The organism is Kitasatospora hibisci, from assembly GCF_043950205.1.
GTDB classification, from domain to species: Bacteria; Actinomycetota; Actinomycetes; order Streptomycetales; family Streptomycetaceae; genus Kitasatospora; species Kitasatospora hibisci.
Window position 1 is genome coordinate 7,546,653 of record NZ_CP171642.1, and the last position, 22,794, is coordinate 7,569,446.

At 72.8% G+C, this 22,794-nt stretch carries 18 protein-coding genes; 6 read left to right on the plus strand and 12 right to left on the minus strand.

Translation table 11 applies throughout. The features are described 5' to 3' along the window. Positions 1–285: 285 nt before the first annotated feature. The gene (locus tag ACF9IK_RS32850; RefSeq protein WP_395297704.1) at positions 286–720 is read right to left on the minus strand and encodes an STAS domain-containing protein; all 435 of its coding nucleotides are present in this window, start codon (positions 718–720) and stop codon (positions 286–288) included. Positions 721–1,491: 771 nt separating this feature from the next. Between ACF9IK_RS32850 and ACF9IK_RS32855 the strand changes: the two genes are divergently transcribed. Then, positions 1,492–2,013, plus strand: coding sequence for a MarR family winged helix-turn-helix transcriptional regulator (locus tag ACF9IK_RS32855; RefSeq protein WP_395297705.1), 522 nt, complete (start codon positions 1,492–1,494; stop codon positions 2,011–2,013). 154 nt (positions 2,014–2,167) lie between these two features. Here ACF9IK_RS32855 and ACF9IK_RS32860 read toward each other — a convergent pair whose 3' ends face one another. The 4 genes from ACF9IK_RS32860 to ACF9IK_RS32875 all read right to left on the minus strand — a co-directional run bounded on the left by ACF9IK_RS32860 (position 2,168) and on the right by ACF9IK_RS32875 (position 7,459). Continuing rightward, complete coding sequence (locus ACF9IK_RS32860; protein ID WP_395297706.1) at positions 2,168–3,154, minus strand: hypothetical protein; 987 nt, start codon at positions 3,152–3,154, stop codon at positions 2,168–2,170. Then, positions 3,154–5,283, minus strand: a complete 2,130-nt coding sequence (locus ACF9IK_RS32865) for a hypothetical protein (RefSeq protein WP_395297707.1) — start codon at positions 5,281–5,283, stop codon at positions 3,154–3,156. Before ACF9IK_RS32865 ends, ACF9IK_RS32860 begins: the two co-directional genes overlap by 1 nt. Positions 5,284–5,286: 3 nt before the next feature. Then, the gene (locus ACF9IK_RS32870; RefSeq protein WP_395297708.1) at positions 5,287–5,601 is read right to left on the minus strand and encodes a hypothetical protein; all 315 of its coding nucleotides are present in this window, start codon (positions 5,599–5,601) and stop codon (positions 5,287–5,289) included. Positions 5,602–5,953: 352 nt separating this feature from the next. Beyond that, a complete protein-coding gene (locus ACF9IK_RS32875; RefSeq protein WP_395297709.1) occupies positions 5,954–7,459 on the minus strand; it encodes a SulP family inorganic anion transporter in 1,506 nt (501 codons plus the stop codon). A gap of 405 nt (positions 7,460–7,864) precedes the next feature. On the opposite strand from ACF9IK_RS32875, the gene ACF9IK_RS32880 reads away from it, so the two are divergent. Next, a complete protein-coding gene (locus ACF9IK_RS32880) occupies positions 7,865–8,266 on the plus strand; it encodes a MerR family transcriptional regulator (protein WP_395297710.1) in 402 nt (133 codons plus the stop codon). Positions 8,267–8,430: 164 nt separating this feature from the next. Here ACF9IK_RS32880 and ACF9IK_RS32885 read toward each other — a convergent pair whose 3' ends face one another. The 6 genes from ACF9IK_RS32885 to ACF9IK_RS32910 form a co-directional block, all read right to left on the minus strand. Continuing rightward, positions 8,431–9,186 (minus strand): potassium channel family protein, encoded by a 756-nt coding sequence (locus tag ACF9IK_RS32885; protein WP_395297711.1) that lies wholly within the window; start codon positions 9,184–9,186, stop codon positions 8,431–8,433. 364 nt (positions 9,187–9,550) lie between these two features. Further along, complete coding sequence (locus tag ACF9IK_RS32890; protein WP_395297712.1) at positions 9,551–10,507, minus strand: ABC transporter substrate-binding protein; 957 nt, start codon at positions 10,505–10,507, stop codon at positions 9,551–9,553. A gap of 90 nt (positions 10,508–10,597) precedes the next feature. After that, positions 10,598–12,592 carry an ABC transporter permease gene (locus tag ACF9IK_RS32895; protein WP_395297713.1) on the minus strand — a complete coding sequence of 665 codons (1,995 nt, stop codon included), beginning with the start codon at positions 12,590–12,592 and terminating at the stop codon, positions 10,598–10,600. Between the two features lie 70 nt (positions 12,593–12,662). Then, entirely contained in the window at positions 12,663–13,712 is a 1,050-nt protein-coding gene (locus ACF9IK_RS32900) for a quaternary amine ABC transporter ATP-binding protein (RefSeq protein ID WP_395297714.1), read from the minus strand. Continuing rightward, on the minus strand, positions 13,712–15,259 hold the full coding sequence (locus ACF9IK_RS32905; protein ID WP_395297715.1) for a GMC family oxidoreductase: 1,548 nt from the start codon (positions 15,257–15,259) through the stop codon (positions 13,712–13,714). Before ACF9IK_RS32905 ends, ACF9IK_RS32900 begins: the two co-directional genes overlap by 1 nt. A 51-nt stretch (positions 15,260–15,310) precedes the next feature. Continuing rightward, positions 15,311–16,813: an aldehyde dehydrogenase family protein gene (locus ACF9IK_RS32910; RefSeq protein ID WP_395297716.1), complete on the minus strand. Its 1,503-nt coding sequence runs from the start codon at positions 16,811–16,813 to the stop codon at positions 15,311–15,313. An 822-nt stretch (positions 16,814–17,635) separates the two neighbouring features. Here ACF9IK_RS32910 and ACF9IK_RS32915 point away from each other — a divergent pair. The 3 genes from ACF9IK_RS32915 (at position 17,636) to ACF9IK_RS32925 (ending at position 20,749) form a co-directional block, all read left to right on the plus strand. Then, complete coding sequence (locus ACF9IK_RS32915) at positions 17,636–18,640, plus strand: DUF389 domain-containing protein (RefSeq protein WP_395297717.1); 1,005 nt, start codon at positions 17,636–17,638, stop codon at positions 18,638–18,640. 220 nt (positions 18,641–18,860) lie between these two features. Beyond that, complete coding sequence (locus ACF9IK_RS32920; protein ID WP_395297718.1) at positions 18,861–19,616, plus strand: response regulator transcription factor; 756 nt, start codon at positions 18,861–18,863, stop codon at positions 19,614–19,616. After that, a complete protein-coding gene (locus tag ACF9IK_RS32925) occupies positions 19,613–20,749 on the plus strand; it encodes a sensor histidine kinase (protein WP_395297719.1) in 1,137 nt (378 codons plus the stop codon). Before ACF9IK_RS32920 ends, ACF9IK_RS32925 begins: the two co-directional genes overlap by 4 nt. Here the strand turns inward: ACF9IK_RS32925 and ACF9IK_RS32930 are convergent, their stop codons facing one another. Further along, positions 20,750–21,805, minus strand: coding sequence for an NAD-dependent epimerase/dehydratase family protein (locus tag ACF9IK_RS32930; RefSeq protein ID WP_395297720.1), 1,056 nt, complete (start codon positions 21,803–21,805; stop codon positions 20,750–20,752). Positions 21,806–22,223: 418 nt separating this feature from the next. Between ACF9IK_RS32930 and ACF9IK_RS32935 the strand changes: the two genes are divergently transcribed. Then, positions 22,224–22,739 (plus strand): hypothetical protein, encoded by a 516-nt coding sequence (locus ACF9IK_RS32935; protein WP_395297721.1) that lies wholly within the window; start codon positions 22,224–22,226, stop codon positions 22,737–22,739. The last annotated feature ends 55 nt before the right edge of the window (positions 22,740–22,794 follow it).

Sequence of the window (22,794 nt, forward strand, 5' to 3'; positions counted from 1 at the left end):
TCGCCGGAGTGCCAGTAGGCGGGAGGTGAACGGCACGAGCGGGTGAAGCGAATGTGCGGCAGCTTGACCTGCTCGGTCGGTGGCGCCCCTGGACGGTGGTCCGGGGCCCGGGCGGGGCGACATCCCGAGCCCCTCGCGGGTTGCGGCGACCGCCGTCAGGTCGCCGTCGACGGGCCTGGAGGTCTCCGCCGGTGTCCGCGGGGGTTCGGGCGTGCCCGGGCGGGCGTCGGCGGCCCCGGGCGCGTCCGGCGTGGTCGGCCGCGTGGCCCGGGCGGCGCGGTGAGGTCATCCGCGCTGTTGCGCCATCGGGGCCGTCAGCACGGGACCGGCGTTCGCGTCGCGGCGGGCGGCGATGACCGCACTGCTGAGCGTCCGGTCGTCGGCGACCGCTTCGGCTGCGGTCTCGCGGATGTCGAACACGCGGCCCGCGCCGCAGGCGCCGAGTGTGTGCCTCGCCGGGGTGTCCGGGGCGGGAAGGACCAGACGCAGCTCGCCGCCGCGGGCGGCCATGTGCCTGCGGGCGGCCGCCAACACGGCGAACACGCCGGTGTCGCAGGAGTGCAGGCCTGCGAGGTCGATCACCAGGTGGCGGCAGCCCTGCCAGATGAGCCGGAGCAGGCGCTCGCGCGAGGCGTTGACCGCCGGGGTGTCCAGGTCGCCGCTGATGTGCACCGTCATCCAGCCGTGCCGTTCACCGTAGGTCAAGCGTGCTGCGGTCACTTGGGGCCTTTCGTCGGTCTTCGCCGCCAGGTCCGAACGAGGCGTTCTGTGCCCGCTCGTTTCGGCATGCGGTTCGTGGGGCAGGGGGGAGAGTCGTGCGGGGCGGCCGTGGCCGCCGGGACTTGCGAGGTCCCGGCAGCCTCGGCCGCTCTTGAACGGACCCTGTCCCGTGGCGGGGATTGTGCACGGTCGGGGCGTCCAGTCATCGCGGTCGGGGCAGGCTGGGGCGCCCGTGTGGGAGGCGGCTCCGCCGGGCCGGCCGAGAATGACCTTTGCATTATGCAAAGAATTTCCCCCGTTGGCCAGGCCTCCAGCCCGGTGGACGCGTCGTTCGATCGCGCGGTGCGGCCCGCGGTGTCCGGCTGGGCGGCGCGGACGGTGCCGGGTGCACCCGGCGCTCTTCCGTCGGGTGTGGCGGTCGGCCGCGGGCTGCGCTGTGCGGTGCCGTCCTCCGCCCGGATGCGTGGAATCGTCCGATCCTTCGGATCGGCCCGATCCGGGCACGTGTGCAGGCGTCGGCGCCCGGCGGCCGAACGGGTGAACTCGGGCATGGTGTCGTCGGCGTGGCGGCGCGCCCGCGTACTGTTGCACAGCGCAAAGGTTCCTTCGCCGGGGCGGCGCGTCCGCTCGGGGGAGGTCTGCGGACAGCCCTCGACTCCCGTCCCGCCGGATACCTCGCTCCGGAGCCCGTGGCTGAAGCGGGGAAGCTCCGGGCTCCACCCGCATCCGCAGATTGTGCGCACGTCCGATGCCGGGATGTAGAAAGGACGTATGAGCGACGGCCCGCCCGAGTCACACGACCTGCCTCCGGTTTCGGACTGGGTGGAGGCAGACCTGGTCACTGCTGTGCTCACCGCGTCCCGTGTGCTGGTCGCGATCTCGGCACGCTCGCTCGGCGATGTGGCCGACTCCGTCACGCTTCCCCTGTTCAGGACGCTCGTGGTCCTGCACACGCGGGGGCCGATGACTCCTTCCGCGCTGGCCGAACAGGTGGCGGTCAGCCCCTCCACGCTGGCGGGAATGATCGAACGTCTGGAGGTGGACGGGATGGTGGTGAGTCAGGCGGCCGAGCTGGACCGGGGCCGCCGGGAGGCGATCGTCACCCTGACGGAGCAGGGCGCGCGGACCGTCACCGAGGTCACCGAGCGCCGCCGGGCCGAGATCGCGCGGATCGTCGCGGCGATGCCGCCCAACGACCGGGCCGGGTTGGTCGTCGCCCTCCACTCCTTCGCCCGTGCCGCCAGCGAGCCACAGGCCGGCCCCTATCGGCAGCCGGACCTGCTCGGCTGGTAGCGGTCGCGCTGCTCCCGGGAGCGTGTGCCGATCGTGTGCCGGGGCGTCCGAAGGGATGCGGGGGCTGCCCGGCCGTCCGGGGTGGTCGACGCGGCGTGGTGCGGCACCGGGAACCCGGTGCCGCACCACGCCCTGGGCGTCCGCCCCGCTGATGTCAGGAGCCGGCCTGCTTGAGCTGGCTCGCCGCTTCGCCGCGCTCCCGGTCGGTGGTGGTGCGGGCCCGGTCCTGGAGTGCGGGCAGACCGATCCGGTCCTTGTCCTGGTGCGCGGCCTCGGCCCACAGACCGACCAGGTCGGAGGCCTGGTCGCGGAGGCGGGCGAAGCGGTCGGGAGCCGAGCCCACCTGCTGCAGCCAGCCCTGGGTGAGGCTTCCGGTCGGGTCGGCGGTGAATGCCGGGCGGTCACCCGAGGGCGCGAGCCCACGCAAGACCGCTTCCTGCCAGGCGATGCGGGCCTTGCCGTCGCGTCCGCGCAGGGCGTCGTCGGCGATCCCGTCGTAGACGCCGGCCGGAGCCGCCGCCCGGCTCAGCGGGTCGGTGATCACCGCCCCGACCGGGTCGGCGCCGATCGCGGCGAAGCCGGCCGCGCCCTGCCGGAGGTCGGCCGCGCGGAGGCCAGCGTACGCCGCAGGATCCTCCGACAGGCCCCGCAGGACGCCGATCAGTTGGTTCTTCGGGACGGCGACGTGGACGCCGCCGCCGTCCTGCCAGGCGTCGGCATCCGCGGCGTCGTGCGTCAGGTAGGTGTCGTTGATGCCGGTGAGCACCGCGTGGGTGTCGGCGGCGTAGTCGGCGAGGGCTGCGGCGAGCGGACCGCGTACGTCGGGATGGACGCGGTGGTCCGGGCGCGCGGCGACGGCCAGCAGGACGGTGCGCATGGCCCGGGCCTGTTCGAGGGTGTGGGTTCCGGGCTGACCGCCGGTCGTGGCCTTGCGCAGGCCGTCGGCCAGTTCGCCGCACGGCAGGTCGGAGCGCCAGGTGGCGCCGAGCACCGTGCGGACCCGGTCATCGCCGCGCAGTCCGGCGCAGTCCCGGTCCGGGTCGTCTCGGCCGAGCGCCCACCAGAGCCCCGCGCCGACCGCGGCCACCACCACGAGGACGGTGGCCGCGGCCACGCGGGCGGACGGCCGGGTGGCCGGCATCAGGCGTTGCCCCGGCCGAGGTAGCGGCTCGCGGTGTCGTTGCTGCGGTTGCGGCTGTTGAGCATGTCGTCCTGGAGGGAGTTGATGTCCGGGCTGTCGGGGTCCATGCCGCGGTCCCGGGCCCAGATGCCGACCATGTCCGACATCTGGCGGTTGGCGCCGAGGTAGGTGTCGGAGATCTTCGCGTTGGCCTCGGAGTTGTTCTGGTCCTTCTCCTCCAGGCTGACGGCGTAGGTCCAGGTGTCGACCAGGCGCTGGGCGGCGTCGCCGAGCGGGGCGATCGGGGTGATCGGCGTGCCGATGGTGTGGTACAGCACCTTGGCCTTCCAGTCGGCCTCGGCGTTCTTGTCGTCGCGCAGGTCCATCGCGGTGTCGGCGCGGATGGCGTCGAAGACGCCGAGCGCGGCCGCGCCCTTGCCCATCGGGTCCTTCATCTGGGCCTCGGTGGGGTGGGGCCCGATGGCGGCGAGCTCCTGGTCGATCCGGCCCGTCTCGGCGCGGTGCAGGGTGCCGTAGGCGGCCGGGTCGTCCGACAGGCCGCGCATGAACCGGACCAGGCTGTCCTGGCCGACCGCCATCCGTACCGTGTCGCCGTCCTTCCACACCGAGTCGTGCCCGGTGTGGCCGTTGTAGACGTCGTTGCGGCCGTTGAGCAGCTCGTGGGTGTCCCCGACGTAGTCGGCGAGCGCGTTGGCGAGCGGCTGGCGCAGGGTGGCCGTGACCTTGTCGCCGCCGTGGTCCTCGTCCAGGGTGACGATGGTGTCGTGCATGACCCGGGCCTGGGCCTCGGAGTGCTTGCCGTCGTGGGCGGTGCCGGCCCGCTCGCCGGTGGAGGCGGCCTCGATCGCGGCGGCCAGGCCGCTCTGCGACAGCGGGTCGTCGATCTTGATCACGCCGGTGTAGCCGGTGATGTAGCCCTGCGGCCAGTCCCGTTCCTTCAACAGGAAGTGCAGTCGCTTGTTGCCGCCGTCGGCGCCCGGGTCCAGGTAGGACGTCGCGGCCTCGGGCTGGCGGCCCATCACGCCGAGCACCTCGTCCAGCGGGTCCGCGCCCAGCGAGGTGCCGTCGTGGGAGGCCTTGTAGCTCCACAGCCCCGGGTGCTTCTTCTCGCTCGCGATGATGTCGTCGGCGAGGTCGGTGAGGAAGGGCGTGGAGTACTTCGCGTCGCCCTTGGACATCAGCGTGCCGAGGATCTGGTAGCCGTAGACCGGCTCCGTGTTGGAGCCGAAGTTCTTCGTCCCGTTCTCCTTCAGCCCCTCGCGCCACTTCCGGTAGAACTCGGTGTTCGGGTCCTGGGTGGCCGAGGCGATGACGCGGGTCAGGTCGGTCTGCAGGCCCGGGTAGGCGGCCTTCTTCCCGCCGTCCTTGCCGGGGTTGTTGAGCTTCTCGGCGAGGTCGAGCGTCTTCTCGGGGCCGAGCCGGTCGAGCAGGGTCTGCGAGAACTGCGGGCTGTCGGCGTTGGCCCGCATCAGGTTCGCCAGCTGCGCCCGCTCGTCGTCGTTCAGGCTGTCGATCCGGGTGGCGAGGTCGGCCGCGCGCTGCGCGTCGGCCGCGTCTCCGCCACCCAGGGCCTGGCCGTTGAAGGTGTTGTCGGCGCTGCCGGCCTTCGACGCGCTGCGCAGGGCGCGGGCGGCACGCTGGTCGGCGTCGGTGGCCCGCTGGATGCCGGCCTCGATGGCCTGCGTCCACTTGCCCGCGGCCTCCTGGTAGGCCCGCTGGGTGTCGGGGTCGTGGTGGAGGTCGTTCAGGGTGCCCTTGTCGAGCGTGCTCGGGTCGAGCACGGCGACCCCGGTGCCGGTCACCTTGAAGCCGGCCTTGACCGCGCCGTCCGCTGCCTCGCGCACCTGCTTCTGCGCGGCCTCGAAGTCCGCGCGCGCGTCGTCGAGCAGGGAGGCCATCGCGTTCGCCTCGACCTGGGCGGCGGCGATCTGGTCCTTGGTGAGCACGAGCTGGAAGTTGGCCAGACCGGCGGTGCCGCCCGTCCAGAGCCCGTTGCGGGTCACCGAGAGCACGTCCCGGTCGAAATTGCCCTCCATCGTGTGGAACTTCTGGGCCATCTCCCGCCACTTGGTCGCGGCGGTGGACAGGGTGCCGGGGTTCGCGTTGAGGACGTCCTCGTATCCGAGCATGGGTCACCTCACCTTGAGCGAGTCGGCGATGGACTGGTTGGTGGTGTGGTAGTTGAGCGTGGTCTGCTGCATGGCCGCGCTGTTCCGGTGCAGGCGCGCGGTCAGCTGGTCGACCTGCTCGTGCCACTCGGTCAGCGCGGCGCGCAGCGCGCCGGCGGTGTCCCAGCCCCTGTGCGCGGCGGCCGCCGCGTTGGTCGACTCGTCCGCGGTCGCGCCGATGGTCTTGCTGTCCAACGCCATCCCGTTGAGTGCCGACTGGGCCCCGCCCATGGCCTGGGTGTTGACGCTGAACTGGTCGTTTGCCGCAGGTGTACTCACGTCTGAACTGCCCCCGTTCGACTTTCGCCTCGCGTGTCTGACCGACGGCCTGACAGGGTCCCGCAGTCGCGCGGCCACCGGGCGCCCGGGCACTCACTGAGCGGGGCGCCGTGGAAGGCGTCGTCGATCATCTGACGCGTTGTCCGCCCGATCGTACTAGAGGCTGGGTGTTCGATCGTGAGAGGGAGGGGAGTTGGGCTCGGCGACCTGTCCATCGGTGACCGTCCGCTCCCGGCGCGGTCGGTGCTGTGCCGCCCGGCCCCGCCCAGCAGCTCCTCCGGGCCGGACCCCCGAGGCCGCCGGAGCGCCTCCGGCCCGATGGCGGAGGCGCTCCGGCGGCGTGCTCCGACCCTCAGTGGCCGGCCGCGAGCTCTCCGCTGAGGCGGCCGTGGAGGTGGGCGCTCGGGATGTTGAGGCCGATGATCTCGACGGTCTTGCCGCGCCGGGCGTACTTGGTCTCGATGGCGTCGAGGGTGGCGACGGAGGATGCGTCCCAGATGTGCGACCGGCTGAGGTCGATGACGACGTGGGAGGGGTCGTTCGCGTAGTCGAACCGGCCGACGAGGTCGTTGCTGGAGGCGAAGAACAGCTCGCCGGTCACGGAGTAGACGACCTGGTCGCCGTCGGGGTCGGTGACGGAGGTGACGTCGGCGAGGTGGGCGACCCGCTTGGCGAAGACGACCATGGCGGTAACCGAACCGACGACGACGCCGATGGCGAGGTTGTGAGTGGCCACGACGCAGACGACGGTGATCACCATGACGGCGATCTCGCCGGTCGGCATCCGCCTGAGCGTCGTGGGGGCGATGGAGTGCCAGTCGAAGGTCGCGAAGGAGACCATCACCATGACGGCGACCAGGGCTGCCATCGGAATGTCGGAGACGACCGGGCCGAAGACGATGCACAGCACCATCAGGAACGCACCGGCGAGGAAGGTGGAGAGGCGGGTGCGGGCTCCGGACACCTTCACGTTGATCATGGTCTGGCCGATCATCGCGCAACCGCCCATGCCGCCGAAGAAGCCGGTGACGATGTTGGCGATGCCCTGGCCGATGGACTCGCGGGTCTTGTCGGACCGGGTGTCGGTGATGTCGTCGACGAGCTTGGCCGTCATCAGCGACTCCATCAGACCGACCAGCGCCATCGCGAGGGCGTAGGGAGCGATGGTGGTCAGGGTGTCCAGGGTGAGCGGCACGTCGGGCAGGCCCGGTACCGGCAGGGAGGACGGCAGCGCGCCCTTGTCGCCGACCGTGGGCACCGCGATCCCGGCCGCTACGGTGATGGTGGTCAGGATCGCGATGGACACCAGTGGCGCCGGCACGGCGGTGGTGATCTTCGGGAAGAGCACCATCAGGGCCAAGCCGCCGACGACCAGCGGGTACACGGCCCAGGGGACGTCGCTCATCTCGGGGATCTGGGCGAGGAAGATCAGGATCGCCAGGGCGTTGACGAAGCCGACCATCACGCTGCGCGGCACGAAGCGCATGAGCTTCGCGACGCCGAGCGCTCCGAGGGCGATCTGGAAGACTCCGGCGAGGATGACCGCGGCGACCAGGTACCCGAGGCCGTGCTCGCGGTTCAGCGGGCCGATCACCAGGGCGACGGCGCCGGTGGCGGCGGAGATCATCGCGCGCCGGCCGCCGACGACCGCGATCGTGACGGCCATGGTGAACGAGGCGAACAGGCCGATCCTGGGATCGACCCCGGCGATGACCGAGAACGAGATCGCCTCGGGGATCAAGGCGAGCGCGACGACCAGGCCGGCGAGGACCTCGGTGCGCCAGACCTTCGGGTCGGACAGCCAGTCGGGCTTGAGGCCGCGAAGGCGCGCGGACGGCGAAGCAGCAGGAGAGGTCAAGGGGACACCTGTCGTGCTCGGGCGCACCGCTGCGACGGGCCGGGGTGCGGGGGAGGACGCGAAGGGCCGGGGCGGCACCCTGCGGGCGACTCCGCGAACAGGGGAGCCGGAAGTCGAATCGGACGCCGCGGAGCGTGCGTGTGAGCGCGGGCCGGGGTTCAGGTCCGAGGGCGGAGCGTCACGGCGGGCAGGCGGCGGCGCCGGGCGTCATGGGCTCGCGCACGCTTCTCTCCTGCGGGAATCGGATCTTCGCCGGGGTGGCACCGGCCGTGACGTGCGGTAAACCGCCGGGCTGCGGTCGGCCGCCCACGCCGCGAGCAACTCTACCCTAACGTTAGGGTAGGGGTCGCGGGCGCCCGGGCGGGCGCCGGCCGGGGGCGACGAGAAGGTCAGAGGATCACGGGCGTGGACGGCAAGCACATGCAGATCGGCGAGGTGGCCGCACGGACCGAGCTGTCCCTGCGGACCATCCGCCACTACGAGGAGACCGGTCTGGTGGTTCCCTCGGCCCGCTCCCAGGGCGGCTTCCGTCTCTACACCGAGAACGACGTCGCCCGTCTGATGGTCATCCGCCGCATGAAGCCGCTGGGGTTCACCCTCGACCAGATGCGCGACCTCCTCGATGCCACCGATCGCCTGGACACGGACGGGGGACTCGACGGCGACGAGCGGCACAAACTGATCGAGCGGGTCCGCGCCTACGAGTCCGACGCACAGGACCGGATCACCGACCTGCGCGTCCAGCTCTCCCGGGCCGAGGACTTCGCCGCCACGCTCCGCCTGAGGATCGACGCCGTCGATCGCTGACGACACGGCTCCCCCGACCGGTCCGGAGCCCGGTCGGGGGACTCCTGAGCAGTGGTGGCCGTCTGCCGGGTGCGGGCGGTGCGGTGGCGGGGCGTGCGATGCCGCCGGGGCCGACGCCGGTACGAGTACGGCCGGTCGCCTCCGGCGGAGGCGCCACCGCCTGCTCAGGGTGCGGGTTCCTCGACCCTGTCCGGGACGACGCGGGGAATCACGCCGCTGTCCGCGAGCTGGCGGCGCAGCTCCCGGATCTCGGCCGTGAGGAGCAGGATGGCCTCGTGGTTGAGGTGGTCGTCCCGTTCCTCGGCCTCGAAGCGGGCCACGAACCAGGCGGCGATGTTCGCGGTCACCACACCGAGCAGCGCGATGCCGGAGAGCATCAGGGCCACGGCGAGCAGCCGGCCGAGACCGGTGGTCGGGGTGAGGTCTCCGTAGCCGACCGTGGTCATGGTGGTGAACGACCACCAGAGCGCGTCGCCGAGTGTGCGGATGCTCGCGGTGGGTGAGGAGCGTTCGATCTCCAGGACCGCCAGTGATCCGAACACCAGCAGACCGAGGACGGCCCCTGCCACATAGGTCGTGAATCGCACCTGGGAGGCCATCCGGACCCGTCGGCCGGCCAGCAGCATGGTGGAGACCAGACGCAGCAGCCGCAGCGGCTGGACCAGCGGGAGGAGCACCGAGGCGAGGTCGAGCGGGCTGCTCCGGATGAACGCCCAGCGCTGCTCCGCGAGGAGCAGCCGGGCCCCGTAGTCCACGGTGAACGCCGCCCAGACACCCCACTCGACCCAGGTCGCGCCCGTGAGCACCCAGGGGGCGGCACGGGGGGCCAGGACCGGTACGGCGTAGGCCACGGCGAACACGACCGACAGGAGGATCAGCGGGGTCTGCGTGCGCTGTTCCCAGCGTTCGCGGCGCGTCATACGGTCTTCCCTCTCTCCTCGCGCACGGTGTGCGGTCCTCACCCGGGCGCCTGCGGAGCCGTCACTCCGTCGTGGACGCGATGTCGTGCAGGGCGCTCGCCGAGTGCGTGGTGGCTGGATCCGAACGATAGCGTTCCGGGGACGTGCCCCGGCCGGTGGCTCGGCGTGCGGACGGGTGTCGGGGGAGCGTGCGGGCGGGGTCGCGCACCCCGGGACAGGGGTCGGTGCGATGCGGCGCCGGGCCGGCCCGTGTGCGCCCCGAACCGGCGACGCGGGCGGGCCGCACGATCCCATCGGGACCGTGCGGCCCGCCTGCCGGCGACCTCAGGGGCGGCTGATCACCCAGCCGCCCGGAAGGCCCTTCTCAGCTGGTGGGAAGCCAGGCCTTCCAGGTGGCCTCGTTCGCCTTCACCCACTTCTCGGCGGCGGCCTCCGCGGAGAGCTTGTCGCCCGCGATCATCAGCGCGACCTCGTTCTGCTGCTCGGTGGTCCACTTGAAGTTCTTGAGGAACTCGGCCGCCTTGCCGCCCTTCCCGGCGAAGTCCGCGTTGAGGTACTTCTGGAGCGGGGTGTTCGGGTACGCGCACGCGATCTTCTCGGCGTCGGCGTCGCAGCCGGGCTGGTAGTCGGGGAGCTTGACCTCGACCATCTCCACCTGGGCGTTCAGCCACTGAGGGGTCCACCAGTAGGTGAGGAACGGCTTCCCCGCGTCGGCGTTCTTCTTGATCTCGGTGATCTGGGCCGCCTCCGACCCGGCGTACTTCGTCTTGAGGTCGAGGTGGAGGTTCGTGATGAGGGCGTCGTCGTGGGTGACGTAGTCGGGCGAGCCTTCGAGGATCTGGCCCTTGCCGTCGCTCTCGCCGGTGCGCAGGTCCTGGGCGTACTTGTTGAGGTTCTTCCAGTCCGTCACGTCCGGGTGGGCGTCGGCGAAGTACTTCGGCACGAACCAGCCGATGTGGCCGGTGACGCCGAGATCGCCACCCTTGACGACGCTCTTGCCGACGTACTGCTTCTCCTGCTCCGGGTGGCCCCAGTCCTCCATGATCGCGTCGATGTCGCCCTTGCCGAGGGCGTCCCAGGCGAGGACCTCGCCCATCTGCTGGGTCTTGACCTGGTAGCCGAGCTCCTTCTCCAGCAGGTACTCGGCGACGGCCACGTTGGCCTCGGCCCCGACCCAGGAGGGGACGGTCAGGCGTACGGTCTTCGCGCCGGCGGCGTCGCTCTTCTTCCCGGTGTCGGCCGCGCTGCACGCGTTGAGCGCGAGCAGGCCGAGGACGGCGGTGGACGCGACGGCGATGCGGATTCTGCTGGTGTTGCGCATGGGTGAGGATGTTCCTTCTGTCGGGTGCCGGCAGGCTGTCGTGCCGGCGGAGGGTGTGGTGGCCGAGTGGCCGAGTGGCCGGGCGGAACGTCAGCGCGGGCGGCGCGCGGCGGGCTGCGTCACCCGGTCGAGCACGATCCCGAGGCAGACGATCGCGGCGCCGGCGGTCAGACCGAGGGCGAGGTCGCCCCGCGAGAGACCCTTGACCACGTCGTAGCCGAGCGCGCCGCCACCGACGAGACCGCCGATGATGACCATGGCCAGGACCAGGACGACGCCCTGGTTGACGGCGAGGAGCAGGGCCGGGCGTGCCATGGGGAGCTGTGCCTTCACCAGCTGCTGCCAACGTCCGGCCCCCAGGGACCGGGTTGCCTCCATGACCGCCGGGTCGGCGTCCTTGAGCCCCTCGGTGGTGATCCTCACGACGGCCGGCAGGGCGTAGAGCACCGCGGCGACGATCGCCGAACTGCGGGTGACACCGACGAGGGCCACCACGGGGATGAGGTACACGAACTGCGGCAGGGTCTGGAGGAGGTCGAGGACCGGGCGCAGCCAGCGCTCGACCCACGCGACCCGGGCGGCCAGCACTCCGAGGCCGGTCCCGAGGACCAGGGTGACGAGGACGGCGGCGATCACCTGGGAGAGGGTGTCGAGCGAACGCGTCCACAGACCGAGGACCCCGGTGGCGGACATGGCCAGGGTGGCCGTCACTGCGGTCCTCCAGGTGCCCACCAGCCTGGCGAGCAGGGCGACGAGCAGGAGCAACGACCACCAGGGCAGCCCCGTGAGGGCGTCCCGGAGGGGGTTGAGCGCCCAGGCGGTGAAGTTCGCCGACCACACCTCGGTGCCCCCGAGAACCGGAACGCCGGAGGAGAGATGGGAGGTGAGCCATTCCTGCGCCTGGTTGACGGGAGTGGAGATCGCGTACGTCCAGGTGCCCGGCCACTCCGGGGAGCCCGCCGTCCGGGCGGCGAGGGCGGCGACGGCGGTGCCGACGCCGACCAGCGTCCAGGCGCGGCCGCCGTGGAACCAGGGCGTCCCGGCCGGTGGCGCGGGGTCGGCGAGCCGTTCCCCGGCCGCCGCGGTCGTGCGGTCCAGCCACACCGCGATCAGCACGATCGGGACTCCGGCGGTGAGGGCCCCGCCCACGTCCACGGTGGCCAGCGCCCGGTACACCTCCTCGCCGAGCCCGCCAGCACCGACGAGGGCGGCGATCACGACCATCGAGAGCGCCATCATGATCGTCTGGTTGAGACCGAGCAGCATCCGGCGTCGGGCCAGCGGAAGCCGGGCCGTCCGGATCAGCTGCCACGGACCGGCGCCGAGTGAGCGGGCGGCTTCCAGGGCGGCGCGGTCGGCGCCGCGGACACCGAGCGCGGTGAGGCGCGCCATCGGCGGCGCCGCGTAGATCACGGTGCAGAACAGGGCGGAGGGGGTTCCGGTCCCGAAGACCAGGACGAACGGCAGCAGGTACGCGAACGCGGGAAGGACCTGCATGGTGTCCAGGACGGGCCGCAGCAGACGGTCGACGCGGTCGACGAGTCCGGCGGCGAGGCCGAGCAGGAAGCCCAGGAACGCGGAGACCGCGACGCAGACGAGCATCAGGGCGATGGTGGCGACGGTCGGCTCCCACATGCCCAGGACACCGCAGAGGCTCAGGGCGAGGAGCGTCGTGCCCGCGGTGCGCAGGCCGGTCCGGCCCGCCCCGGCCGCCCGCCAGGCGAGGAGCGTGGCCGCGGAGATCAGACCCGGCCAGCCAACGAAGTCGAGCACGCTCTGGACCGCGTCGACCGCGTCGGTGGCGGTGTTGGAGAAGTGGAGCAGGAAGTAGAGGAAGAGCGGGCTGGTGTCGCGGTTGTCGACGATCCATGAGTTCAGGTCGTCGAGGGGACCGGACACGTCGACGGTGAGGGAGTCCGGCCAGGTGCCGCCGGTGGCTCCGGCGACCGCCGCCAGCAGGAGGACGGCCGTGGCCAGACCGGACACCAGGAGGCGTCCGCCGAGCCTGGTCCGTGCGGTGGCCCGGACCCACCCTTCCCCGGCGGTTCCGGACGCCGGCTTGGTGGTGCTGTCGACGGCGCTCACACGGGCCCCCCGGTGGACAGGGTCGGTCGCCCGTGCCGGCTCGGCGGGGGGACGGGGTGGACGTGCGTCATCAGGCGGCCTCCTGCTCGTCGGAGACGTTCGCGACGACCGCGAGCAGGCGGGAGTGGTCGACGACGCCCAGGCAGCGGCCGTCCTCCATCACCCGGGCGGGCACACCGCTGCGGACGACGGACTCGATGGCCGCCACGACCGTCGTGTCCGGGGTGACGACCGGACCGGACTCGCTCTCGCCGTCGCGGGCGGGCCGCATCGCGGAGCGCACGGTCATCACGTGTTCGCGGGGCACGTCGCGGACGAAGTCCCGCACGTAGTCGTCGGCCGGTGCACCGACGATCTCCTCGGGCGTGCCGACCTGGACGACCCGGCCGTCGCGCATCAGGGCGATGCGGTCTCCGACCTTCAGCGCCTCGCTGAGGTCGTGGGTGATGAAGACCATGGTCCGGCCCTCGTCGCGGTGGAGACGGATCACCTCGTCCTGCATGTCCCGGCGTATCAGCGGGTCCAGCGCGCTGAACGGCTCGTCGAAGAGCAGGACTTCGGGGTCGACCGCCAGGGCCCGGGCCAGCCCCACCCGCTGTTGTTGACCGCCGGAGAGCTGACCCGGTCTGCGGTGCTCCAGGCCCTCCAGCCCGACCTTGGCCACCATCAGGGCGGCCTTCTCCCGCCGCTCGGCCTTGCCCATGCCCTGGATCTCCAGACCGTAGGCGACGTTGTCGAGGACGGAGCGGTGCGGCAGCAGGCCGAAGTGCTGGAACACCATCGCGGCGCGGTGACGGCGGAGGTCGCGCAGCTGCGCGCGGTCCATGTCGAGGACCGGGCGGCCGTCCATGGCGATCGTGCCGGACGTGGGTTCGATCAGCCGGGTCAGGCAGCGGACCAGTGTGGATTTGCCCGATCCGGAGAGCCCCATGACGACGAACGCCTCGCCCCGGTGCACGTCGAACGAGACGTCGCGGACGGCGGCGGTGCAGCCGGTCCGGGCGTGGAGTTCGGCGGCGGACAGGTGGGCGTGCTCGGCTGCCGCCGGAATCCGGTCCGCGCCGGGGCCGAACACCTTCCACAGGTCGCGCACGGCGAAGACCGGCTCGGTGGAGGCCATCACGCGTCACCTCCGGGGTGGGTACCGGTTCGTGGTACGGACCCGGTGAGGAGGTCGGCGCACTTCTCTCCGACCATCAGAACGCCGATCATCGGGTTGACGGCGGTCATCGTCGGGAAGACGGAGGCGTCGGCGATGCGGATGCCGCGGAGGCCGCGGATCCTCAGGTCAGGCCCCACGACGGCGAGTTCGTCGGTCGTCGCCCCCATCCGGCAGGTGCCGGCGGGGTGGTACACGGTGTGCGCCACCTTGCGGGCGTACTCGCTCAGGTCCTCGTCGCCGGTCACCTCCGGGCCGGGGCAGACCTCCCGCTTGAGCCAGCCCGCCAGCGGTTCGGTGGCCGCTACCCGACGGGCGATCCTGATCCCGTCCACCAGGGTCCGTGCGTCGTAGTCGTCTTCGTCGGTGAAGTACCGGAAGTCGAGGGCCGGCTTGACGGCGGGGTCGGCGCTGGTCAGGTAGAGCCTGCCGCGACTGCGTGGCTTGGGGATGTTCGGGGTCATCGAGACGCCGTAACGGGGCCGCTGGTAGCCGAGCCGCTCGGGGTTGTCGGTGAAGGGGATCTGGTAGAAGTGGAACATCAGATCGGGTCCTTCGGCGTCCGGGGTGCGGCGGACGAACAGACCCGCGTCGGAGTCCATCGCGGAGTTATCCGGGATCGGGCCGTGCGTCTCCCAGACGATGACCGACTCGGGATGGTCGAGCAGGTTCTCACCGACGCCCGGGAGGTCGTGGACGACGGGTATCGCCAGTGCCTCCAGGTCCGCCTTCGGCCCGACACCCGAGTGGAGCAGCAACCGGGGGGTGTCCACGGCTCCGGCGCAGACCACCACTTCGCGGGTCGCCTCGACGAGCAGCTCCGTGCCGTCCTCGGTGCGGACCCGTACGCCGGTCGCCCGGGTGCCATCGAACTCGATCCGGTACGCCCAGGTTTCGAGCATCAGGTGCAGGTTGGGGCGGTCGAGGAACGGGTGGAGGTAGGCGACCGAGGCGCTGGAGCGCCGGTTGCCGTCCGGGTGGTAGGCGAGGTCGAAGAACCCGGCGCCCTCGTGGAACGGCTTCTCGTTGAAGCCCTCGACCTTCGGCACGCCGAGCGTCGTCGACGCCGCGTCGACGAAGTCGCGGGCGATGGCGTTCCGGTCCTTCTCGTCGACGGGGACGATGTTGTTGCGCAGCCGGCCGAAGTACGGCTCCATCGCGGCGGCGTCCCAGCCCTGTGCTCCGGCCGCAGCCCATTCGTCCCAGTCCGAGGGCAGTGGCTTGAAGGCGATCAGGGTGTTGTGGGAGGAGCAGCCGCCGAGCACCCGGGCGCGGCTGTGCCGGATGTGCGAGTTGCCGCGGGGCTGCTCGGTGGTGGGGTAGTCGTAGTCGAGCTCGCCGCCGAGCAGGTCCATCCAGCGTCGCAGGGTGAGGACTTCAGGGCGGTCGACGTCGCTCGGGCCGCCTTCGATCAGGGCGACGCGGACCTCGGGGTCCTCGGTGAGCCGGGAGGCGATCACCGATCCCGCGGTGCCGCCGCCGACGACGACGTAGTCGAATTCGGGCATGCGTGAGTGCTCCTCGTACGGAGGGACGGACTGTTGTGAAGGGGGGGGCGGTCAGCCCGCGAACCAGCGCACCGGCTCCGGGGCGAGGTTCTCGTAGACGTGCTTGGTCTCCCGGTACTCGGCCAGGCCGCTGGGCCCGAGTTCGCGGCCGATCCCGGAGCGGCCGAACCCACCCCACTCGGCCTGCGGGAGGTACGGGTGGAAGTCGTTGATCCACACCGTGCCGTGCCGCAGTCGGGCGGCCACCCTCCGGGCCCGAGCCTGGTCCGCGGTCCACACTGCTCCGGCGAGGCCGTACTCGGTGTCGTTGGCCAGGGCGACGGCCTCGTCCTCGGTGCGGAACGTCTCGACGGTCAGGACCGGTCCGAAGACCTCCTCGCGGACGACCCGCATTCCCCGGTGGCACTGGTCGAGCACCGTCGGGAGGTAGAAGTAGCCGCCGGCCGGGCGGTCCTGCGACGGGGCGGGGCGGGCCCCGCCGGACCGCAGTGCGGCACCCTCCGCGAGCGCGGACGCCACGTACGCCTCCACACGCTCCCGCTGCTGCTCGGAGACCAGGGGCCCGCACTCCACGCCGTCGGCCGTGCCGCGTCCGACCCTGATCCTGGAGGCGCGCCGAGCCAGCTCGGAGACGAAGCGGTCGCTCACCGACTCCTCGACGATGAGGCGCGAGCCCGCGGAGCAGACCTGGCCGCTGTGGATGAACGCGGCGTTCAGCGCCTGGTCCACCGCCGTGTCGAAACCCTCCTCGGTGGCGCAGGAATCGGCGAAGACGACGTTGGGGTTCTTCCCGCCGAGTTCCAGCGCGACCTTCTTCACCGTCGCGGCCGCCGCGCGCATCACCGCGGTGCCACTGGCCAGACCGCCGGTGAACGAGACGAGGTCCACACCGGGGTGCTCCGACAGCCGGGCGCCCACCGGGTCGCCCGGGCCGGTCAGGACGTTGGCGACACCGGGGGGCAGGCCGGCCTCGACCAGGAGCCGGACGAGGGCGACGGTGGTGAGGGGCGTGATCTCGCTCGGCTTCAGCACGAAGGTGTTGCCGGCCGCGAGCGCCGGCGCGACCTTCCAACTGGCCTGCAGCAAGGGATAGTTCCACGGGGTGATGAGTGCGCACACCCCGACCGGTTCGTGCACCACCTCGCTTCGCACGTCCGCCGACCCGGCATCCACGACCCGCCCGCCGTGCTCACCTTCGACCAGGCCGGCGAAGTAGCGGAAGGCGTCCGACGCGCAGTCGACGTCGGTCCGCCCCTCCTCGGCGGTCTTCCCGGCGTCCCGGCTCTCCAGCAGGCCAAGCTCCACGCGGTCCCGCTGGAGGAGGTCGGCCACCCGGCGGAGCAGTGCGGCCCGTTCGGCCGCCGGGGTGCCCGGCCACGGCCCTTCGTCGAACGCCCTGCGGGCGGCGGCCACCGCCGCATCGACCTCCTCGGCGCCCGCCTCGGCGACGACGGCCAGAAGCTCGGCGTCGGCAGGATCGGTGATCCCGCGGGTGGCTCCCGACGTCGCCTCCCGCCAGGTTCCGTCGATGTGAATGCTCTGTCGTTCTGACACGTCAGGTGTTGCCTTCCGTCTGCTGCGGCTTTCCCGGCGGCCGTCACCGGTGGCGTGCCCGCCGCGGGCGGGGACCCGGCGCGCCGGTGGTCGACGGGCGAGCGAATCGCCAGGAATCCGGTCGGACCCCTCCGGTGCGGTGGCCGCGTCCGCGGGCAGGTGCGGCGTGCCACCGGGGTGTCGACCGGCCCCGCCCCAGGCCGCGCCCGGTCCGGGCGGTGGGCGCCCCGGGTCGGGGCGTGGATGGGTAAGGCCGGTCGAACCCGACATATCTTTGCACAGTGCAAAGGTTTTCCCCACCCCCCGGGTGGGCCGACCGCCCTCCCGGGGGCGTCCGGCGCGGTCCGGAAGGCGTGCCGTGACGACCCGGGCCGCGGCTCGCGCGACCGGCCGGGTCGCTTCGAGCGGGGCGGCCGAAGCTGCCTGGGCCGCTGCCCGGCCGCGCGGTGGCGTGAAACCGCCGTGGCCCGGTCTTCTGCCCGGGGTCTCCATTGCCAAACCTTTACGCTGGAGAATGTTTGTGAACGGTCCTCCTCGCCGCCTGCTCGCAGGCCTGTGAATCCGGTCCGCATCCGCCTCGGTCGTGCCGTCGTGAGGGTTGCCGTGAGGGTTGCCGGGAGCGGTGCGCGCGGTGCGCCGGGGAGCCGCACGGGGGGAGCCTCGGGAGGCGTCGGGGGAGCGGCGGTCGGGCGGCGCCGTCCCGCACGGCCGGCGCCGGAAGGGGGGGCGGTGGCGGAGTGTCGGCGGCCGATAGGGGCCGGCTCCGGAGGGAGGCCGTGTTCCTGCCGGGCGGGAGTGGCGTGTGTCCCGATACTTGTGCACATGCTCAGGAGCGTCAGGGACCGTGTCCTGCCGGATCGCCAGAGACGTCTTCTCGGGGACCTGGCGGAGGATCTCGACCTGACCTCGGGCGATACCAGGGCGAAGCAGTCCGCGTTCTGGACGATGCTGACCCTGTCGGCGGTGATCGCCGCCGGCGGAATCCTGACCGACTCGACGGCCACCGTCATCGGGGCGATGATCATTGCCCCGCTGTCCACGCCGATCATGGGCATCGCCCTGGGCGCCGTTCAGCGCCGACGCAACGGGGCGGTCACCTTCGTCGTCCTCGGCTGCCTGCTCGTGGTGACGGTCGGTGTGCTGTTCTCGCTCGTCGTGCCGCGCACCTACGACCTGCTGTCCAACAGCCAGATCTCCGGCCGCACCTCACCGGGGCTGCTCGACCTGGTCGCCGCCCTGGCCACCGGATTCGCGGGCGCCGTCGCGCTCGCCCGCAAGGACGTCGCCGCCGTCCTGCCGGGGGTCGCGATCGCCATCTCGCTCGTTCCGCCGCTGGTGGTGGTGGGCGTGTGCCTCGGGCAGGCCGCCGGATGGCTCGCCCTCGGAGCCCTGGTGCTCTTCCTGTCCAACCTCCTCGCGCTGGTCTTCGCCGGCATGGTGGTCTTCGCCGCGCTGGGCTACGGCAGCGCGGAACCCGAAGGCGCCGCCCTTCGCCCCCTGCGCCGGGTGTACGTCATGGTCGCGCTGCTGCTCACCGCCGTGTTCCTGCCGCTCGCCGCGAACACCGTGACGGTGGTCCTGCTGAACATCTGGACCGCGCGGGTGGAGAACGCCGCCGAGGCCTGGCTCGCCGGGCGGCCGGGCGCGTCCGTCACCAGCGTGCAGGCGAAGTCCCGGACCTTCTACGTCTACGTCCGCAGCCCCGCAGGCATTCCACCGGTCGAGGACCTGCTGGCCGACCTCGAAGGGAAGGTCCCCGACGGCATCCCCATCGTCGTCGACACGACCACGGGCCAGAGCATCCAAGCCGGGCGGGTCGGGGGATGACGCGAGCCGGCGGGCACCGGGGCTCCGGGGCGCCCGGGGCCCCGGGCGCCCGGCCGCCTCCGAGGGCCGGACGCCGCCGGTGTCACCGGGCCGTCACTCGGCGTGTCCGCCGCCGGCGCCGGCGGTGGGGACGCGTCCCGCCGGAGCCGACCTTACGGAAGACGAACGTCGACCCCGGGGCGGCTCCCGGGCCGCGGCCGGTACTCGTATCCTCGGCGAGGTGAACGACAGCCCCCCTTCCGCCGGACCACCGGACCCCGCCCGCATCCTGGTGGTCGACGACGACCTCACCGTGGGCGAGGTCGTCGCCGGCTACCTCACCCGGGCCGGGCACCTGGTCGACCGGGCCGGCGACGGCGACCAGGGCCTCGCCCTGGCCCGCGCGCACCGCCCCGACCTCCTGGTGCTCGACCTCATGCTCCCCGGGATCGACGGCCTGGAGGTCCTGCGCAGACTGCGCGCCTCCGAGGACGGCGCCGACCTCCCGGTGGTCCTGCTCACCGCCAAGGGGGACGAGGCCGATCGCATCCTCGGCCTGGAACTCGGCGCGGACGACTACGTCACCAAGCCCTTCAGCCCGCGCGAACTCGTCCTGCGGGTCCAGTCCGTCCTGCGCCGCTCCCGAGCCGCCGCGCCGGCGGCGTCGGCCCCCGGACCGCTGGTTTCCGGGGACATCACCCTCGATCCGCAGGCCCGCCGTGCCCACCGGTACGGGAACGAACTCCTCCTCACGCTAAGGGAGTTCGACCTGCTCGCATTCTTCCTCCGGCACCCCCGGACGGTCTTCCCCCGGCAGGAGCTGATGCAGCGGGTCTGGGGCTGGGACTTCGGCGACCTGTCCACCGTCACCGTCCACGTCCGCCGCCTGCGCGAGAAGATCGAGGACGACCCCGCCGCGCCGACGCTGATCACCACGGTGTGGGGCGTCGGCTACCGCTACGACCCGGTCACGGACGAGAAGGACGGCCCCGCGTGAAGGACCTGCTGCTCATCGCCCTGTTCGCAGGGCTCGGCGCCACGGGCGCCGGCCTGCTCGGATGGGTCGCCGTACGGCTGCTCCGCCGCCGCTCGATGGCGCTCTCGCTCTTCTGCGTCGCCGCCGTCACCGTCCTCGCCGTCACCTCCGGGACGTTCGCGGTCGCCCAGGCGATGTTCCTGTCCCGGCACGACCTCGGCGTGGTGATAACGGTCCTGGGTATGGCGTCCGTGGTCTCGTTGCTCACGGCCGCCCTGCTCGGACGCCAGGTCGTGGCCGGCAGCCGCGCCCTGGCCGCCGCCGCCCGGACCGTCGGAAGCGACGCCGGCTTCACCGCGCCGGAGCACCCCCTCGGGCTCGAACTGGCCCAGCTCAGCGCGGAACTCGCCGCCACCAGTGCCCGGCTCGCCGAGTCGCGTGCCCGGGAGCAGACGCTGGACGCCTCGCGGCGCGAGCTGATCGCCTGGATCTCCCACGACCTGCGCACCCCGCTCGCCGGGCTGCGCGCCATGGCCGAGGCCCTGGAGGACGGAGTGGTCGACGAGCCGGAGCACTACCTCAAGCGGATCCGCACCGAGGTGGAGCGGCTCACCGGGATGGTCGACGACCTCTTCGAACTCTCCCGCATCCAGGCCGGTGCACTGTCCCTGTCGGTGTCGCGGGTGTCCGTCTACGACCTGGTCGACGACGCACTGGCCGGAGCCCACCCCCTGGCCCGCCAGCGCGGGGTCCGTCTGGAGGGCGGTCAGGTCGCAGCCGAGCCGGTCGAGGTGGACAGCCGGGAGATCACCCGGGTGCTGGGGAACCTCCTCGTCAACGCGATCCGCTCGACACCCGAGGACGGCGTCGTCGCGGTCTCGGCCCGCCGTGAGGTGGACGAGGTCGTCCTCGCGGTCACCGACGGCTGCGGGGGCATCCCCGAACAGGACCTCTCCCGCGTGTTCGAGACCGGCTGGCGCGGCAGCGCCGCCCGGACGCCGCGACGCGATCCCGGCGAGGGCGGGGACAGCGGGGCCGGCCTCGGACTGGCGATCGTCCGCGGCATCGTCGAGGCCCACGCCGGCCGCGCCCGGGTGCGCAACGTCGCCGGAGGCTGCTGCTTCGAGATCGCGCTGCCGGCGGCGCGCGGGTAGTCAGGCCCGCAGCGGCGCGGCGGCGAACTCCGCCATCCCGGCACGGAACGGCACCCGGGCCCGCCAACCCAGCTCGTCACGCAGCCGGGAGGAATCCGCGGTGATGTGCCGGACGTCCCCGAGCCGGTACTGCCCGGTCACCTCCGGCGCCGGCCCGCCGTAGGCGTCGGCCAGCGCCCGGGCCATCTCGCCGACCGTGCGCACCTCCCCGCTGCCCACGTTGTACGCGCGGACGCTGCCCGGAAGGCGGCCGCCGACGTCCTCCAGGGCGGCCAGGTTCGCCGCCGCGACGTCGTCGACGTGGACGAAGTCCCGACGCTGGCCGCCGTCCTCGAACACCCGGGGGGCCTCGCCGCGGGCGAGTGACGAACGGAACAGGGAGGCCACCCCGGCGTACGGGGTGTCGCGCGGCATGCCCGGGCCGTAGACGTTGTGGTAGCGCAGCGCCAGGACGGACCCGCCGCACGCGCGGGCCCAGGCGGCGGCCAGATGCTCCTGGGCGAGCTTGGTCGCGGCGTACACGTTCCGGGGATCGCCGGGCGCGTCCTCCGCCACCAGGCCCGGCCGGAGCGGGGTCCCGCACTGCGGGCAGGGCGGTTCGAACCGGCCGGCGGCGAGATCGTCCGGGTGCCGCGGACCGGGCGACACACTCCCGTGCTCCGGGCACGCGTACCGGCCCTCGCCGTAGATCACCATCGACCCGGCCAGAACCAGGTTCCGCACCCCCGCGCGCGCCATGGCGGACAGGAGCACCGCCGTGCCGAGGTCGTTGCAGCCGACGTACTCGGGCGCGTCGTCGAGGTCGAGACCGAGACCGACCATCGCCGCCTGGTGGCAGACCGCGTCCACCCCGGCCAGGGCTCGTTCCACCGTCGACGCGTCCCGTACGTCACCGTGCCGGAACTCGACGCCGGGAGGTAGGTCGGGGGCCGACCCCGACGGGTGGACCGCGGGCAGCAGGGCGTCCAGCACCCGGACTCCCCGGCCGGCCTCGGCGAGAGCACGTACGACCGCCGAACCGATGAACCCGGCGCCGCCGGTGACCAGAATCCTCATGGCCGGAACGCTACCGGCGGAGCTGACCCGTGGGCCGTCGCCGCCGAGGGGCGTCAGCAATCCGTAAGACGGACCCGCCGGGTCACCGGAGTGAGGCGGGCGAGCGCGTGCGCCCGGAAGTCAGGGGGCCGCCGTCGTGCGCCGCCTCACCAGCCGCCTGGTGCGGCTGCACGGAACGTCCCGCCCCCGCCACCCGGCCGCGGGCCCCGGCGCGGGACGCCGGACCGGCCGACTTCCCGCGCCGCGGCACCGCCGGGAAGGAGGCGCCCCGGCGGTGCCGGGCGCCCGCCGTCCCGCAGGCGGACAATGGAGAGCCAGTGCCAGGGTGTGCCGGAAGGGAGGCCGCCGCCGACACCGCGTGTGCGGGGCGGCCCCGCGGCCCGAGCACCCCTGTCCGGTCGCCGACCGGGAGGTGCCCATGCCGACCGTCCCCGTCCTCCACGGCAGCGTGCTGCTGCCGCGCCTCGCCCGCGTCGTGCACTGGCCCGGGCGCCGCCGCCCGCCGCCGCGTCCCGACCCGACCACTCAGCTGACCCGCCTGGCCGACGTCCTGGCCGAGGCGGTCGCCGAGCAGGTGCCGACGGACCTGGTGGTGGCCGGCTGCGGCGAGCCGGGTCCGGTGCCCGGCACGCTGGCCCGGGCCACCGGGCTGCAGGCCGTGCGCTGGTCCCGGCTCGCGACCAGGCTCCGGGACCTGCCCGCCGACGGGGACGTCGCCGGGCTGCGGGAGCACGCGCTCCGGCTGGTGCTCTACCACGAGTGGATGCTGCGGCACTCCGCCGACCTGGCCTTCACGTCCCACCCGGACGAGCGCACCGAGCAGGCCCGGCTCCGGATCAACGGCCTGGGGGCTCCGGCCGACCGGCTGCGCGAGCTCTACCTCATGGTCCGCGCGGAGTCCGACCGCACCCGCCGGGAGCGGGCGGGGCCCTGAACGGCGGTGCGGTCCGGCCCCTGGGATCACGGCGGTTTCCAGGGGCCTTCGCAGG